Here is a 16,336-nt window from a genome sequence, read left to right on the forward strand (position 1 = left end):
CAATTTATTTGGGAGGCAACAAAGTGGAAAAGAAAAAACGTGAAGTGAAAGGTATCTCATTTACCAAAAAAATGGTGATTTCATTGGTGGGAGGGTTAATCGTTGGGCTCGGCTTTTTATTTTTAAGAGAGCACCTTATTCGCAGCAATCAAGGCGCTGTGTGGCAGACAATCAATCAGATTCTTTTCCAAGATATTTCAGATCCTGAAAAAGGACAATCTGCGATTGGGCTTTTCTATATTATTGGTCAACTATTTATCAACGGCCTACAATTAGTGATTGTGCCGATGGTCTTTACTTCAATTACTTTAGCCATTTGTCATATTACCGATACGCAAAAATTAGGACGAATTTCTTATAAAACAATTTTTGGCTTTTTATCGATGTCACTGATTGCTCTATTAACGGCTGGAATTGTGGGCTATAGCGTATATTTAACTGGTGCTTTTAATGTGTCGTTATCTGAAACGCTAGCTCCTGTCGAAGTAAGTACGAGCGGCAACCCATTAATGGTGATAGTCAATGCTGTCACGAAAAATATCGGTTCTGCATTTAGCGACAATGGTGCGATTTTAGCTGTTGTTGTGTTGGCAGTGATTACTGGTTTATGTATTAATGCATTAGGGGATAAAATTCGTGTTTTCAAAAAATTAATTGAAGAAGTCAATGCGATGGTCACGTTATTTTTAACCTTTGTAATTACTAAATTTGCTCCTATCGCCGTCTTTATGTTGTTAGTTCGGACGTTTGCTTCTTACGGGATTGATTATTTAAAACCAGCGTTAGTCTACGTCGTAACAACGACAGCGACGCTCTTAGCCTTTTTGATGATCGGTTACCCATTATTTATCTTATTTGCGACAAAATTAAATCCTATTCCTTTTATTAAAAAGATTATGAAAGTTGTGGTCTTTGGATTTTCTACTTCTTCTTCGGCAGCCACTTTACCGTTAAATACAAAAACAACGGTTGAAGAGTTAGGTGTCGACAGCGATGTTGCCGCCTTTGTCTTGCCGTTAGGAATGACTATTAATATGAACGGCACAGCGATTATGCAAGTAATTGCGGCTATTTTTGTGGCGGGCGTAGCTGGTTATGAAGTGACACCAGCTAATATTGCCTTGATTGCCATTTTAGCTTTAATGTCATCTATTGGTACACCGGCGGCACCTGGCGCTGGCGGAATTATCCTTTTCACTATTTTAACTGGTTTAAACTATAACAATGAGATTGCGATTGCGACGTATTCATTGATTTTAGCCATTAATCGTCCAATCGAAATGCTCGTTACTAGCCTAAACGTGGTTGGTGATAGCGCCACTGCGATTTATGTCGCACATTCGGAAGATTTGTTGGATGAAGCCACTTATCTGACTGATGTCGCTGACTTGCAAAATGCGGAAGCGGAGTAATTAATGAAAAAGCAGACTTCTTGTATGGATAGGACTCAAAATCATATTAAACAGAGCGGAAATTCCGCTCTGTTTCTTTATAAAAATAAGGGTATAAATTAATTTTCTATTTCTTCTTTTTCGTTAATCATTATGTCCACTCGATTTCTCAGACCATATAGAAGTTCTAAATCGAGGTGACCAATTAATATATCTAGTAAGGCAAGATCTTTTGCAGTTTTTTTATAGTATTCTTCAATTATGCTAGAACTATCTCTATCATTTTCCATTAATTCTGACTCTGTAGATTTCCTGAAGTATTCATTAGAAACTAACTCACTAATTTCTTATGATATTTTTTCTAGTTTCTCAGATTCATTCATCATAGTAGCGAATTGTAATTCCTCAAAAAGGTTATAGCTAATTAAATTACCATATTGAAACTGTTGATTGTATTCATGCTTAATTAAATCTATTATATTATCTTCACTCAAATCTACTCGAGAATATGTTTCGAGTATCCACTCATCAACAAATCTTCTTCTCAAGTTGAAACTATCAAAAAAGTACGAACGCTCTCTCATATCATCTATTCCAGTTGCCACTATTTTAGATATTGACTGTACAGCATATAAAATGCCTATATTATAATCCTCTTTGATATAACATATACGTCCTGCTATATCAGGTCTTTTATCCTTATAATAATTAAATATTTCATCTAAAGGATTAAGCGTATAATTTTTGAAAAAAAGGAAGCATCAAATCTTCCATTACTTTCTCCATAAAGAAAAATGTCGTTACTTTTTTCAAAAAATAAAATTAGATTCTTGTACTTTGTTAGAATATCATTTCCTAAATCACTTACTATATAAAAAGTCATATATTTATTATGTTTCTTGATTTCTTCATCAGTAAGTATTGCTTTTGCTTCTGATATCAGTAAACTCTTTGTTAGTCCAGGTTTTTTATTTAAAAGTTGATTTAATTCTGAGACAGTGAAATACTTTAAAAATTCTTTTGGTGTACTTTCCCGTATAAATTCAGCATCTAAAAGCTTCGAAATGCTTTTAGCAATATTAATTTCCTTATTTCTTAGATAAAGACAAAAAGCCCCTCCAGTAACTAGCTTTTTCGAATTCGCTTTTAGTACAGGTTTATTAAGAATATTTTGCAAAACGTAAATATCTTCAAAATTGTAATTTGGCATATGAATCCTCCATAATTTTTTGATTTTTATTTTTTCAACATCTAAAATTGAACTTTACAAATAAACATCCCCCTACTTATGATACGGTTCCCCTTTCATAATCCGAAAACCGCGATAAATTTGTTCCACTAATACCAAACGCATTAACTGATGTGGATAAGTTAAGCGGCCAAAAGAAATTTGTTGGTTACTTCGCTGAAGGACTGAATCACTGAGACCTAAGGAGCCACCAATGACAAAGGTTAGATTACTTTTACCACTAATCCCTAATTGTTCAATTTCTTTTGAAAATTCTTCACTAGATAATTGTTTGCCATTAATGGCTAAAACAAAGACGTATTCGTTGTCATTAATTTTCCCCAAAATACGTTGGCCTTCTTTTTCTTTGACCTGAAGCATTTCAGCGTCACTGAGTTTTTCTGGGGCTTTTTCATCTGGTACTTCAATGATTTCCATCTTGGCATAGCTATTTAAACGTTTCAGATATTCATTAATGCCTTGAATCAGGTATTTTTCTTTCAGTTTTCCGACTGTTACTAGTTTAATTTTCACCTATTCCACTACTTTCTCGTTTTCTCTTCTTTCTTATTTTAGCACGAAGTTTGGCTACTTTCCACAACGTTTCCACATACTTATACACATATACACAGAGTTATCCACAGAACAAACTAAAAAATTACTTTATTTAACAGCTTTTTCAATACAAACACATATTCGCTACTGATTTGTCCACATTATCCACATTCTGTGGATAACTTTTCTGAAAACTGTACACAGAGTTATTCCCGATTTGTTCACATTTTTCTGTGTATAACTTTTTCATTCGTATTTTTTCTGTAATTTTTCCCTAAGTTGTTCATAAAAAATTCAAAGCTATTCGATAGACTAAAGGAGTAGGAAACAGATATACTTAATATAGAAAATTCAGATGCACTTATTGGGAGGTTATTTTATGCAACGAAAAGATGTTACACCTAATTCAGATAAAAAAAGTTTATTGCAAAAATTTGGGATTGGTTTAGCTGGCGGCTTACTTGGTGGCGCCCTTATTCTAGGAGGCGCTTATTCTGGGATTATTCCCACACCCAACGGCGGAAATAATGCAGCGACGACGACATCCACTAATCACGGCGACACAAAAGTCAGCAATGTGAGTTACAATGTGTCTAGCGATGTCACAAAAGCCGTGAAAAAAGTTCAAAATTCTGTGGTTTCTGTCATTAATATGCAAAGTGCTAGCAACAATTCTTCGGCAGATGATCCTTTTGGGGGATTGTTCGGTGGGAATGAAGGTACTCAAGACTCTTCCGGCAACAATGGTAACGATTTAGAAGCAGCCAGTGAAGGTAGTGGGGTTATTTATAAGAAAGATGGTAAAACGGCTTATGTCGTGACAAATAACCACGTCGTAGATAAAGCGCAAGGATTGGAAGTTGTTTTATCTGATGGTACCAAAGTGAAAGGCGAATTAGTCGGAACCGATGCTTACACGGATTTAGCCGTGATTAAAATTTCTTCCGACAAAGTTGATCAAGTCGCTGAGTTTGGGAATTCTAGTAAAATCACAGTCGGTGAGCCTGCTATTGCAATTGGTTCCCCGCTAGGTTCTGATTATGCTAACTCTGTCACACAAGGAATCATCTCTTCTGTGAATAGAAATATTACCAATAAAAATGAATCCGGTGAAACTATCAATATTAATGCCATTCAAACCGATGCTGCCATCAATCCAGGAAACTCCGGTGGTCCACTAATCAATATTGAAGGACAAGTCATTGGCATTAACTCAGTAAAAATTGTGCAATCAACTAGTCAAGTGAGCGTTGAAGGGATGGGCTTTGCCATTCCAAGTAATGACGTAGTCAACATTATCAACCAATTAGAAAAAGATGGTAAAGTGACGCGGCCAGCTCTAGGGATTACGATGTCTGATTTAACAGGTATCTCTTCACAACAACAAGAACAAATTTTAAAAATTCCAGCTTCTGTAAAAACTGGCGTAGTGGTTCGTGGTGTTGAAGCAGCGACCCCTGCTGAAAAGGCTGGATTGGAAAAATACGATGTTATCACGAAAGTTGACGGCCAAGACGTAAGCTCTACTACAGATTTACAAAGCGCGCTTTACAAGAAAAAAGTTGGCGACAAAATGGAAGTGACTTATTATCGTGGTTCTAAAGAAATGAAAGCAACCATCGATTTAACCATTGATAAATCAGCTTTAACACAACAAAATAATCGCAGCAATCAATAAAAGAAAGAAACGACCTGTTGTCTGAACAACAGGTCGTTTTTTTCTTTTATTCTCCTACCGCAAATGCAGAACCAACTTCTGCATCAAAAGGCAATTCTAAGATTCCTTTTTTAGCAGGTGCATTTGGTAAACGTAATTCTTTTGCTGAACAAATCATTCCAAAACTTTCTTCACCACGTAAAACCCCTGGCCAAATCATTAAACCATCAGGCATCATTGCGCCTGGTTTGGCCACAACTACTTTTTGTCCTGCTTTGATGTTCGGTGCGCCACAAACAATTTGTAAGATTTCGCCGTTGTCTACTTCTGTTTGTGTGATAGATAAATGATCTGAATCTGGGTGTTTTTTACATGATTTGACAAAGCCAACCACAATTTTAGGGGTGTCGTCTTTTTCAAGGGTTTCTGAAAATCCCGCATCTTTAATCGCTGTATTGACTTTTTCGATTTGTTCGTCTGTTAAAGTCACTTGGCCGGTGCCATTAATGTCACCTAGAAGCGCTGAAGCATTGAAAATATTCCAAGCTACCACTGTTTCTGGCGCCTCAACTAAACTTACACGTGCCACATCGCCGACACGTTTTACTTGGTTTTCCGCACCTTGATCGTCCGCAACGATGACAAGTAAGACATCGCCAACGTGTTCTTTATTATATGCAAAAATCATTTCTGTTCCTCCTCTGTCGTTTTCCTGTCTTATCTTATCAAAAATTAACCCATTGTGCATACTTTTTTGTCGAAAAACTAAAAGACTTGGAAAATATGTCACTACGACTTATTCTCCAAGTCCTCAATTTTGAGTGACAAGCCGCTGATCCTTTGAAAAAACAAAAGAAACGTTAGGTCAACTCTCTATTCAATCAATAACTCTTTTTGCTTATTTTTCTTCAGAGTGAACAATTAAGACATCGCAAGGGGCTTGACGAATAATGTAGCTACTGACGCTTCCCATGACCACACGTTCGACTGCGTTTAATCCTGATTGTCCCACCATAATTAAATCAACATTGTATTTTTCAGGTAATTCATGACTCATGACTTCTTTGGGTGAACCAAACATGGTAACTGTTTCAACATTATGAAAATCAACGCTTTCAGCATACTTTTTACAATCGGCCATTAATTCTTCCGCAGCGGCTGTTTCTTGATCAATTAATTGATCATTTAACGTCGAATACCCCATCATTGTATACACTTGATTTTCTAAAATATTTGCAACAATGACTCGGCTTCCGTTTCGACGAGCAACCTCAATTGCACGTTCATAAGCTAAATTGGCTTGATCACTACCGTCTACGCCGACAAGAATATTTTTATACATTTGTTCTTCCATTTTCGTCACCTTCCCGATGGAGGCTGATCTAAAAGGCTTCTTTGACTAAGAAACTAGAGTCAAAAATGAATTTAGGACCCTTGCGCAGAACGCCCTTTTGTCCAGCTGATTCTCTCTTAATTTAATGGTTCCTCTGGTTCATGAAAATTAGCCTAAGCTAGTTAAAAATGCACTGATTTCTTCTTTTGTTTTTCGGTCTTTGTTTACTAAGCGTCCTAACTCTTGACCGTTTTCAATTACGACAAAACTCGGAATACCAAAAATATTCCACTCGGCAGCCACGTCAATAAACTGATCGCGGTCGACTTCGATAAATTGAAAAGCTGGAAATGCTTCTTCAATTTCAGGCATGACTGGTTTAATGAAACGACAGTCTCCGCACCAATCAGCAGTAAAGAAGAAAACATTTTTACCTTTTTCAACATAAGTTGCTAGTTCTTCTAATGAATTGGGATAAATCATTTAAACATCCTCTACTTTCCGTAAACAATTGTATTAACTGTTGATTTATCCAAGCCACGTAATGCTTGTAACAACATTTCCCGCGCTGCTTCATAATCCGCAATACTAAACATTGTTTGATGCGTATGGATGTAACGACCACAAACGCCGATGACTGTACTTGGTACACCGTTATTAGTTGTGTGCGCTGCCCCAGCATCCGTTCCGCCTTTAGAAACAAAATATTGATACGGAATATTGTGTGTCGCTGCTGTATCCAATAAATATTCACGTAAGCGAGGCAATGTGATTAAACCTGGGTCGAAAATCCGTAATAACGTCCCTTCACCTAAATGACCATACGTTCCTTTTTTCGTGTGAATATCATCTGCCGCTGAACAATCCACCGCAAAGAAGATATCTGGATTAAATTTATGAACAGATGGTTTAGAACCACGTAAACCAACTTCTTCTTGTACGTTTGCTCCAGCAATTAATGTGTGGCCTAATTCTTCATTTTGTAATGTTTCCAATGCATCTAATACCAACGTACAACCATAGCGGTTATCCCATGATTTACTGATAATATTTTTGCCATTGGCTGTTTTAATCGTTTCTGTTTGTGGAACAATGGAATCCCCTGGACGAACGCCAAAGCTTTCAGCTTCTTCTTTTGAAGAGAATCCTGCATCAAATAACACATCAGAGACTTCTAATTGTTTTTGACCACTCGTACCACGCAACAAGTGTGGCGGAATAGATGAAGAAATACATGGATAGTTCCCTTTACTTGTTTTTAACGTAAAACGTTGTGCTGAAACAACATAGGGATTCCAGCCACCTAAAGGAACCACTTGGAATAAACCATTATCGTTAATTTGAGTTAACATGAAGCCAACTTCGTCCATGTGAGCTGCTACCATTACGCGTGGCGCTGCTTCCACTTTTGAACGTTTAATCCCAAAAATACCGCCTAAACCATCATATTGAACATCGTCCACTAACGGGGTGATATGTTCTTTCATGTACGCGCGAATGTCGTCTTCAAATCCGCTGGTTCCTTGTAATTCAGTTAATTCCTTGATTCGTTGAAATGTTTTTTCTTCCATAGATGTATGTCCTATTGCTTTTGATTTGTTGGAAATTACGCCAACCAAGCGTCACTTTTTCTCTAAAAAGTCACTTTATCCTGTCGATAAAAATAGGTACTCCTTTCATATGATTTCACTCTTATTATAACGCAAATACTAGAAAATGCACATCGCTTTCTCTTTTTAAACGTGACAATGAGAATGCCCTAAAAGAATGATTGAAAAACTTTTTTTATTTCTCAGCGGCCCCTTCTCTATGGTAAAATAAGAGTGATACTGACAAAAGTAATAGTAAGCAGAAACCGACCAAGGGAGGTCATACAAATGAACGAAGAAAATGAGTTGACATACTTTAAAGGCGGCTTAGCGCTAGGCGTTGGTCTTGGTTTAGTAGGCGGCATTGCCTCAACCTTGTTCTACCATAAGAAAAAAACAATCTCCGCTGATCTCGTCTTAGAAAATGTAAAAGCTGCTTTTTTAAAAGAAGGACCGATTGAAGGTTCGTGGATTGAGTTTGAGAAAAAGCCCTTGCGGAAATTCGCCATCCACTCCAAAACGTATACTGGAGGAATTTGCCGCATTGAAGACGACGGCATTGTTCAATACGAATTCACTGCAGATGCCTACACAGGAACTGTCATTGACATCCAACGATTAAAAGATTAAAAAGATTGTTACAAAAGCACTTATTTGCTTTTGTAACAATCTTTTTTTCTTCTCATTTGTTTTTTGTAAAAGGATGTTTATTTTATGTCAAAAAAATCAAATCAATGATGAATAAATACTCAAAAATCGAATGCTTTCTGCATGGAAATCAGCTTAAATCTTTACTTATCAACGTTTGTCCACTTTTTTCATAAAAAAGATTAGACATTTTTTAAAAATTGATAAAAGAATAATCATTTCTAACGATTTTTTAATTTCTCCTTTTCATTTTTACATTATACTGAGAGTATTGCTAAAAATGAAAAGGAGCGTGTCAAATGAAGAAATCTGTTTTATTTACTTCATTACTTGTATTATCAAGCTTAGCTTTAGCGGCCTGCGGCGGTGGCAGTGACGATAAAGGAGCAAGCAACGGCGGCAGCGACAACCAAGTATACACAATGGTTGAATCCCAAGAAATGCCTAGTGCCGATCCGTCCCTTGCGACAGATGAAGTGAGTTTTACCACTTTAAATAATGTCTACGAAGGAATCTATCGTTTAGATAAAGACAACAAACCCGCGCCTGCTGGTGCAGCCGAAAAAGCGACTGTTTCAGAAGACGGTTTAGTTTACAAAGTTAAATTACGTGAAGAATCAAAATGGTCTGATGGCAAACCAGTTACTGCTGCAGATTACGTTTACGGTTGGCAACGAACAGTGGATCCTGCCACTGCTTCAGAATATGCCTACATGTTTGAACCAGTAAAAAATGCTGAAAAAATTTCTAAAGGGGAACTACCTAAAGAAGAATTGGGCATTAAAGCAATCAATGATCATGAATTGGAAATCACTTTAGAAACAGCAACACCATATTTTGACGATTTATTGGCTTTCCCTTCTTTCTTGCCGCAACGTCAAGATATCGTTGAACGTTTTGGTAAAGATTATACAAAGAGTAGCGATAAAGCAGTCTACAATGGTCCGTTTACGCTAACTGAGTTTGATGGTCCCGGAACAGATACTAAATGGTCTCTAACTAAAAATGAAGAATATTGGGACAAAGAGACTGTCAAGTTAGATAAAGTCGCTATCAACGTGGTGAAAGAAGCCCCAACTGCCTTAAATCTTTATGAAACTGGTGAAGTGGATGATACGTATTTATCTGGCGAACTGGCCCAACAAATGCAAAACTCGCCTGACTTGGTCCAATTGAAAGCCGCTTCTTCTTTCTATTTAGAAATGAATCAAGCAGATGAAAAATCACCATTGACCAACGCAAATTTACGTCGTGCTATGTCTTATGCCATCGATCGCGATTCATTAGCTAAAAACATTTTAGCCAATGGCTCTCTTCCTTCACAAGGCTTCGTCCCTGTGGATGTCGCGAAATCACCAAAAACGGGTGAAGACTTTGTTAAAGAAGCTGGTAGCGACAAATTAGTCAAATACGACAAGAAAAAAGCTGTGGAATACTGGAACAAAGCGAAACAAGAACTTGGTGTTTCCAACTTAACGGTTGATTTAATGGTAGACGACTCTGAAGGCGCTAAAAAAATGGGCGAATATCTTCAAGGATCACTATCTGATACTTTGGAAGGCTTAAAAGTAACTGTGACGCCTGTCCCTATGGCTGTTCGCTTAGATCGTACCTTAAAAGGGGATTTCCAAATCGCTGTTCGTGGTTGGAGTGCCGACTATTCAGACCCAATTAACTTCTTAGATTTATTAGAAAGCTCAACTTCTAATAACCGTGGACGTTACAGCAATCCTGAATACGATAAATTCATTGCTGCGTCCAAAACTACAGATGTTAACGATCCTGAAAAACGCTGGGAAGATTTAATCAACGCTGAAAAAACAGTAATTGCTGATATGGGTGTTGTGCCAATTTACCAAAAAGCAGAATCACACTTACGTGCACCAAACGTGAAAGAAATTATTTATCATCCAACAGGTGCTAAATACGACTTCAAGTGGGCGTATAAAGAATAATCACTCGATTAAATTTAGAAAAAGATTTGGAACAATAGCGATTTTGGCTATTGTTCCAAATCTTTTTTATATAATCCCGATTAAAGAACCTAACAACCCAAAAATCACAGTAAAAATAATTAAAGCAATCGGCGTGCGTCCTTTTTTCAACATAATAAAACAAAACAGCGTAAACACTAACGGTAATAAATTGGGCATGATTGTATCAAACAATTGTGTTTGAAGGTCTAACTTAGTATCTTTCAAGCGAAAAACAAAAGTTGTCGTTAATTGTACACTCTTCGGAATCAACGCGCCCACCACGGAAATTCCTACAATTGTTGCTGAACGAGATAATTTTTTAGTACTTTCGCTTAAAACTGAAATTGCTTTGACGCCCATTTTATAACCTAGATTAATTAACCCAATTTTGGCAGCCATATACGGAATATTAAATAACAACAAGAAAACAATTGGTCCTAAGATATTGCCTTCTAATGATAATTGTGAACCAATCGCTGCTGCAATCGGTAAAACGGTTAAATAAAATAGCGCATCCCCAATTCCGCCTAACGGGCCCATCAACGCTGTTTTAATCGCTTGAATGGATTTTGGTGATTCTTTTGACTCTTCCATTGCAATAATCACACCATGCATGAACGTCACTAATTGTGGATTCGTGTTCATAAATTGTAAATGATTTTCCAAAGAAAGAGCTAAGTCTTCTTTATCACGATGAATCTTTTTCAATCCTGGAATTAATGAGTAGGTCCAGCCGCCTGCTTGCATTCTTTCATAATTAAATGAAGATTGTAGCAGATACGAACGGAACATTATTTTTTTAACTCTTTTTTTGTTATTACTTTTTCGGATATCGTATCATTATATGTTTCTTCAGATGCCATCTTCTTCAAACCCTCCATTATTATTTGATGCAGTGACTGTATTATTTCTTTGTGCGTAAAATTCATATAAAGCAATTGCGACAGCTAAACCTGCAACCGCTAATGTATCTAATCCTAAATAGGCAGCCATAACAAACCCAAAAATAAAGAACGGCACGTAGGATGTTTCCCACATCGTTTTTAATAACATGGCGAAACCTACTGCTGGCATCATACCACCTGCAACGCTCAAGCCATGAATACTCCATTCGGGTAGAATAGAAATGAAACTAGATGCTTTATCAGCACCAAAGAAAATACATAAAAACACTACAAAAAAATAACAAATGAATAAAACGATTGGGACAAAACTAGACAATCTTTCGATCCCTCTTGTATCTGCTTTTTTTGCATAAGCATCAAATTTATGCATAATTGGTGACATCGCTGTATATAACAAGGTAATTAACGCTTGCGCTGCAACTGCGAAAGGAACAGCCAAACCTACGGTCACTTGTGGGTCAGATTTTGTGATAATTGCTAACGCTGTTCCAATAACTCCCCCAATTACTACGTTGGGTGGTTGCGCACCGCCGATTGCTACTGCACCAATCCAAACTAACTCTAGCGTTGCTCCAGTGATTAACCCTGTGTTGACATCTCCCAATATTAAACCAACAATCAGCCCTGTAACAATCGGACGATGAATATGTGTCTGTAAGACAAGCTTATCAACCCCTGCTATCCCAGCCCAAATTCCTACCAAAATTGCCTGTACTAACATTTTTTTCCTCCTATTAGACTTCGTCTACTTTTTATAAACTGTTTCACCATTTACTAAGGTTTCTAGCACTTCGTATTTCTCATCAATAATTGTAAAATTACCTAAAAGCCCTAGTTTGATTTCTCCCATAGATTCGTTCACATTCAACAAACGAGCTGGATTTTTCGTGACTGAATTAATAGCAATCACTTCTGGAAGTAATGCTTTTTCAACAAGGTTGCGAACCATATTATTTAAATGGTTCGTACTTCCAGCTAACTTGCCATTGGCTAAACGGACCACATTTTGTTCATCAATAACCATTTCGATCCCTTTTTCTGGTTTTGGATAAACGCCTGGTTGACACCCTTTGGCCCAGATAGAATCTGTCACAGCAATTAAATAGTCCTTGCCTTTTAGTTTGGCTAACACACGTACTAATGAATAATCAACATGTACCCCATCAGCAATAATTTCAGCAAACGTTTCTTCACTATCCAAAGCAGCAACTACTGCGGTTGGTTTCCGGTGACTGATATCTTCCATTCCATTAAACGTATGGGTAAAACTTTTTGCACCTGCTTCGACAGCTGCCATTGCTTGTTCATAGGTTGCAGCCGTATGGCCAATTGAAATTACTACATCATGTTCATGACAATATGTAGTCAAGGCATTCTCTACATCATTTTCTGGTGCCAACGTCATTAATTTTATGTGCCCTTTTGCTAACTCTTGCCATTTTTCAAATGTCTCAACGGATGGTTTTACTAATAACTCTGGATTATGAGAGCCACGAAATTCTTCAGAAATCATTGGTCCTTCCGCATGAATCCCTAAGATTTGTGCTCCGTTGGTTCCTTGGTCTTCCTCAATAAATGAACCAATCACTTCAAATGAATGTTCCAAGTCTTTTGGAAATGTTGTTGACGTTGTTGGTAAAAAAGCTGTAATCCCTTCTTCTGGAAGGTAAGCTTGCCACTCTTTGATAAATTCATGATTGGCATGATTGGCATCCCCACCATGCCAACCATGATCATGAATATCAATAAATCCTGGAAGAATGCGATTTGCTCCGTATTCTTTATCGACAGCTTTTTCATTGTACGGTAGAATTGCAACAATTCGTTGTTCTGACACTTCAACTTGAGCTGGTTGAAATTGTTCGTTAATCCATACGTTTTTACTTTGAATAATCATTCTTCCCACTTCTTCTCTTCAAAATTATTGTCCAACATTACTTTTTTATGAAAATAATGCATCTAAACTTTCTTCTGGCGTTGACGGTACACGTTGAATCGAAAGTTTAACACCTAATTCTTGTAGCTTTTTAAAGGCGTCTACATCTGTTTTATTAACCGCAACAGCGGTAGCTACTTGTTTTTTGCCTTCTTCCATATGCATATTACCAATGTTTAATTTTCCGATTGGCACACCACCTTCTACCAAGCGCAATGCATCAACAGGATTATCAACTAACAGAAAAATCTTTTGTCTTTCTGAGGCTTTATGAATGACCTCAATCGTTTTCTTAATGGAGAAAAAACGGGTTTGTACTTCTGCAGGGGCTGCCATGTTTAACAATTGTTGGCGCATCGTATCCTCAGAAATTGCATCATTTGCGACTAAAATTAAGTTGGCGCCTAAAGAACCGTTCCATTGTGTTGCGACTTGACCATGAATCAAGCGATTATCAATTCTTGTTAATAAAATATTCGGCATAGTGCTTCCTCCTCTTTTCTAATTGGTTAGATTCCGTCTGCTTCTTCTTGAGTAGTTGCTTGTGGTTGTTCTAGTTTTTTATGAACAATCCCGTCTCTGGCTGAATCTGTAACCATTGAAACAAAATCTTCTACGTTCGTGCTGATTGTGCGTAATGCAAGCCCTTCAAGAACCATTGGTAAATTTGTTCCTGCTAACACTTCAACATTTGGATAATTACTTGCGACAGTCATTGAAATTCTAAACGGTGTGCCACCTAAAAGGTCAGTTAAAATGACCACTGCTGGACACGTCTCCAGCATAGAGTCAACGGCTTTACGAATGTTTGACTCTAGTTCATCAAGCCCTGTTTCGTTGAAAAAAGGGACTGCCTGAACGTTTGCTTGCTCTCCTGCAATCATACTAACTGATTGATGCATTCCAGTTGAAAATTCCCCATGCCCCGTTAAAATAAGACCTATCATTTATTCTTTCTCCCCTAACTATTTACTGAGCTTACTATTTAATTGGATAAGCAGAACTTATTCCTCAAAGAGTGTAACAATTCTTGTGATAATTGAGTATGCTTTCCCATGATTTTGGACGATGATTTCTATTTAAGAACATGTCCCTATACAGATACAAGGCGTCCCAACTTAAAGATGCTTTTGAAAAAATGCTCGATTACAACCGTTAACCCAAATGAGCCAACAAATGTACCCATATACAACACAAGAATAACCAAGCTGACTGGTTGATTGGTTAAAAACGGATGGACCAGTTTCAAGACCAATTGAAAAATAAAAACATTCGCTAAATAACTGCGATACGCATAAGTGGCTATCCATTTAACCATTGGTAAAAGACGAATCTTTTTGGCTATTCCTTGCGTTCCCAAATAAAAAACCAATCCGATAATCAGTAAACTATAGGCACTTTGAAGAGGATCCAAATAAGGTAGATCGTTCGGTGTCATCTGTGTCCCATCAAATAAATTCCCTTGGGCTGCCTGCCAAAAAATAAAAAGAAACAACAGAAATAGCACCACTCTCGTCTTTTTCAAGAAAGTAAAAATTTCCCCCTGATACTTCGCTGCGATGACCCCGAAAATACCATAAATGAGATAACTAAGCCCTGAACGATCTATTAAGTACCAAAGAGAAGTTTCTGCATATGGAAAAATCATTTTCTGGTACCAGAAGCACCAAAGGATATGCGCACCGATTGTAAAAAAAACAATTGGTAAAATCACTTTTTTGTTTTTTGTAATTCTTGTTGCCAACCAAATAAAATACGGCATAAATAATTGGAATTGCAACATCATTACGGCATACCATAGATGTGCCGCGCCATCACCACTGAGAATTTTTCCTAGAAATCCTAGGGGCGTTTCATAGGGCATTCGTTGTTGTAAACTAGGAAAAGCGTATAGATAGAGACTGGACCAGACCACATAAGGAAGCACCAATTCATAAAATTTTTCCTTTAAAAATTCAAGATACGATTCAGCTTGACTCTTTAACACCGTGTTGTAAATAATTGCAAAAATAAACATGGGTGCCGAATATTTAGACATTCGGTAAAAACTACCGATTGAATTCATTGCTTCCGTTTGCGGAGAATGTGTCAACACATATGATAAAACCGTTTGTAAAATAACTGATGCTACAGCGAAAACTTTTAAAAAATCGCTGATATTCAGATTTATTGGTTGTTCTTTACTCATGTACGTCCTCTTTCTTTCAATAATTTAGCGTGTAAGTAAGCGCTCGGATTAAGAACTTACTCACACGCTATTCACGCTTCTTTGATTTACATTGCTAGCGATTCATAATTGGCTAACAAGATGCCGCGTTCTTCAATCGCTTCTTTGACTTCTTGAGACGTTAATATTTCCACTTCACGAATTCGAGGCATACAATACCCTGATTGATTTTGTAAAATAGTATCGATAAACGCAGGATGACAATTGATTTCAAAGACCTCTCCTTCATTACAAACAACCATATCAAGCAATTGCAAGATGGTTTCAGTTGAAATCGCCTTGTCATAAAATTGGTACAACATTTCATCTGGCGTGCGAACATCCTGATATAACTCTAAATAGTCTTTTGTTTCAATACTTCTCGAGGCGTTACGTAAAGGTAATTGATATTTGCGAGCAAGTGCCAAAGCTACGCCCAATAACTTTTCATTTTTTCCATGAACGTTATGATGAGAATCAATATGATCAGGGCGTCTACCACTTTTCATAAATGAAATAATTTGAGCATCCCATTCGTTATAAACCTCTTCTAAATTGACTTTTTCTTCAAAAATCGATTGATGCCAAAAATAACCAGCTTCATCTACTAAGGAAGGAACCATTTCTCGAGGTAAAATAGGTTTTGCTTGGTTCAATGTCAATGTTAAATGGACACCAATAGCTAAAGTCGGTGCACTGATTCGAGCACTCTCCATGGCCTCTAAAAAATAAGGAGAAGTTGGTAATGCAGTTGTTGAAGTAACCACGCCACGTTTGTGTGCTTCAATGATTCCTTGCGTTACCGCTGGCGTGTAACCAAAATCATCAGCGTTGATAATTAATTTTTTATTGCTCATTTTTCCCCACTCTCTCTTCTGTTTCATGAATTTTTAGTTGTTTCTCTAATTGATT

Annotated in this window: 17 protein-coding genes and 1 pseudogene; 4 read left to right on the forward strand and 14 right to left on the reverse strand. The window is 37.2% G+C overall.

Annotated features, from left to right (window positions below):
• Positions 1 to 8: 8 nt before the first annotated feature.
• A complete protein-coding gene (locus tag IGJ63_RS11820) occupies positions 9 to 1,412 on the forward strand; it encodes a dicarboxylate/amino acid:cation symporter (RefSeq protein ID WP_002394017.1) in 1,404 nt (467 codons plus the stop codon).
• A 98-nt stretch (positions 1,413 to 1,510) separates the two neighbouring features.
• Here IGJ63_RS11820 and IGJ63_RS11825 read toward each other — a convergent pair whose 3' ends face one another.
• The 3 genes from IGJ63_RS11825 to rlmH form a co-directional block, all read right to left on the reverse strand.
• Entirely contained in the window at positions 1,511 to 1,681 is a 171-nt protein-coding gene (locus tag IGJ63_RS11825; RefSeq protein ID WP_173975630.1) for a hypothetical protein, read from the reverse strand.
• 431 nt (positions 1,682 to 2,112) lie between these two features.
• Entirely contained in the window at positions 2,113 to 2,601 is a 489-nt protein-coding gene (locus IGJ63_RS11830) for a hypothetical protein (protein ID WP_438746525.1), read from the reverse strand.
• Between the two features lie 72 nt (positions 2,602 to 2,673).
• Positions 2,674 to 3,153 (reverse strand): 23S rRNA (pseudouridine(1915)-N(3))-methyltransferase RlmH, encoded by a 480-nt coding sequence (rlmH, locus tag IGJ63_RS11835; protein ID WP_002355021.1) that lies wholly within the window; start codon positions 3,151 to 3,153, stop codon positions 2,674 to 2,676.
• Between the two features lie 400 nt (positions 3,154 to 3,553).
• Between rlmH and IGJ63_RS11840 the strand changes: the two genes are divergently transcribed.
• The gene (locus tag IGJ63_RS11840) at positions 3,554 to 4,852 is read left to right on the forward strand and encodes a S1C family serine protease (RefSeq protein ID WP_002368406.1); all 1,299 of its coding nucleotides are present in this window, start codon (positions 3,554 to 3,556) and stop codon (positions 4,850 to 4,852) included.
• A 46-nt stretch (positions 4,853 to 4,898) separates the two neighbouring features.
• Here the strand turns inward: IGJ63_RS11840 and ytpR are convergent, their stop codons facing one another.
• From ytpR to pepA, 4 genes are all read right to left on the reverse strand, one after another.
• Positions 4,899 to 5,519, reverse strand: coding sequence for a YtpR family tRNA-binding protein (ytpR, locus tag IGJ63_RS11845; RefSeq protein WP_002361057.1), 621 nt, complete (start codon positions 5,517 to 5,519; stop codon positions 4,899 to 4,901).
• 210 nt (positions 5,520 to 5,729) lie between these two features.
• Positions 5,730 to 6,185, reverse strand: a complete 456-nt coding sequence (locus IGJ63_RS11850) for a universal stress protein (RefSeq protein ID WP_002385249.1) — start codon at positions 6,183 to 6,185, stop codon at positions 5,730 to 5,732.
• A gap of 147 nt (positions 6,186 to 6,332) precedes the next feature.
• Complete coding sequence (locus IGJ63_RS11855; protein ID WP_002355015.1) at positions 6,333 to 6,647, reverse strand: thioredoxin family protein; 315 nt, start codon at positions 6,645 to 6,647, stop codon at positions 6,333 to 6,335.
• An 11-nt stretch (positions 6,648 to 6,658) separates the two neighbouring features.
• Positions 6,659 to 7,735, reverse strand: a complete 1,077-nt coding sequence (pepA, locus tag IGJ63_RS11860) for a glutamyl aminopeptidase (protein WP_002355013.1) — start codon at positions 7,733 to 7,735, stop codon at positions 6,659 to 6,661.
• Positions 7,736 to 8,041: 306 nt separating this feature from the next.
• Between pepA and IGJ63_RS11865 the strand changes: the two genes are divergently transcribed.
• Positions 8,042 to 8,383, forward strand: a complete 342-nt coding sequence (locus tag IGJ63_RS11865; protein ID WP_002355012.1) for a PepSY domain-containing protein — start codon at positions 8,042 to 8,044, stop codon at positions 8,381 to 8,383.
• A gap of 317 nt (positions 8,384 to 8,700) precedes the next feature.
• Positions 8,701 to 10,356, forward strand: a complete 1,656-nt coding sequence (locus tag IGJ63_RS11870; RefSeq protein ID WP_002355011.1) for a peptide ABC transporter substrate-binding protein — start codon at positions 8,701 to 8,703, stop codon at positions 10,354 to 10,356.
• Between the two features lie 66 nt (positions 10,357 to 10,422).
• Here IGJ63_RS11870 and IGJ63_RS11875 read toward each other — a convergent pair.
• The 7 genes and pseudogenes from IGJ63_RS11875 to IGJ63_RS11905 form a co-directional block, all read right to left on the reverse strand.
• Positions 10,423 to 11,258, reverse strand: a pseudogene (locus IGJ63_RS11875) (PTS system mannose/fructose/sorbose family transporter subunit IID).
• Entirely contained in the window at positions 11,230 to 12,003 is a 774-nt protein-coding gene (gene agaW, locus IGJ63_RS11880; protein WP_002355009.1) for a PTS N-acetylgalactosamine transporter subunit IIC, read from the reverse strand. Before agaW ends, IGJ63_RS11875 begins: the two are co-directional and overlap by 29 nt.
• Before the next feature lie 24 nt (positions 12,004 to 12,027).
• Positions 12,028 to 13,179 carry an N-acetylglucosamine-6-phosphate deacetylase gene (gene nagA, locus IGJ63_RS11885; protein WP_438746527.1) on the reverse strand — a complete coding sequence of 384 codons (1,152 nt, stop codon included), beginning with the start codon at positions 13,177 to 13,179 and terminating at the stop codon, positions 12,028 to 12,030.
• Positions 13,180 to 13,224: 45 nt separating this feature from the next.
• Positions 13,225 to 13,701: a PTS N-acetylgalactosamine transporter subunit IIB gene (gene agaV, locus IGJ63_RS11890; protein ID WP_002361049.1), complete on the reverse strand. Its 477-nt coding sequence runs from the start codon at positions 13,699 to 13,701 to the stop codon at positions 13,225 to 13,227.
• A 26-nt stretch (positions 13,702 to 13,727) separates the two neighbouring features.
• Complete coding sequence (gene agaF / locus IGJ63_RS11895) at positions 13,728 to 14,165, reverse strand: PTS galactosamine/N-acetylgalactosamine transporter subunit IIA (RefSeq protein WP_141426272.1); 438 nt, start codon at positions 14,163 to 14,165, stop codon at positions 13,728 to 13,730.
• Positions 14,166 to 14,311: 146 nt separating this feature from the next.
• Positions 14,312 to 15,406, reverse strand: coding sequence for an acyltransferase family protein (locus IGJ63_RS11900; protein ID WP_438746529.1), 1,095 nt, complete (start codon positions 15,404 to 15,406; stop codon positions 14,312 to 14,314).
• Between the two features lie 86 nt (positions 15,407 to 15,492).
• A complete protein-coding gene (locus tag IGJ63_RS11905; protein WP_016633397.1) occupies positions 15,493 to 16,308 on the reverse strand; it encodes a carbohydrate deacetylase in 816 nt (271 codons plus the stop codon).
• Positions 16,309 to 16,336 lie beyond the last annotated feature (28 nt).

It is taken from the genome of Enterococcus sp. DIV1375a (assembly GCF_051712205.1).
Lineage (GTDB): Bacteria > Bacillota > Bacilli > Lactobacillales > Enterococcaceae > Enterococcus > Enterococcus faecalis.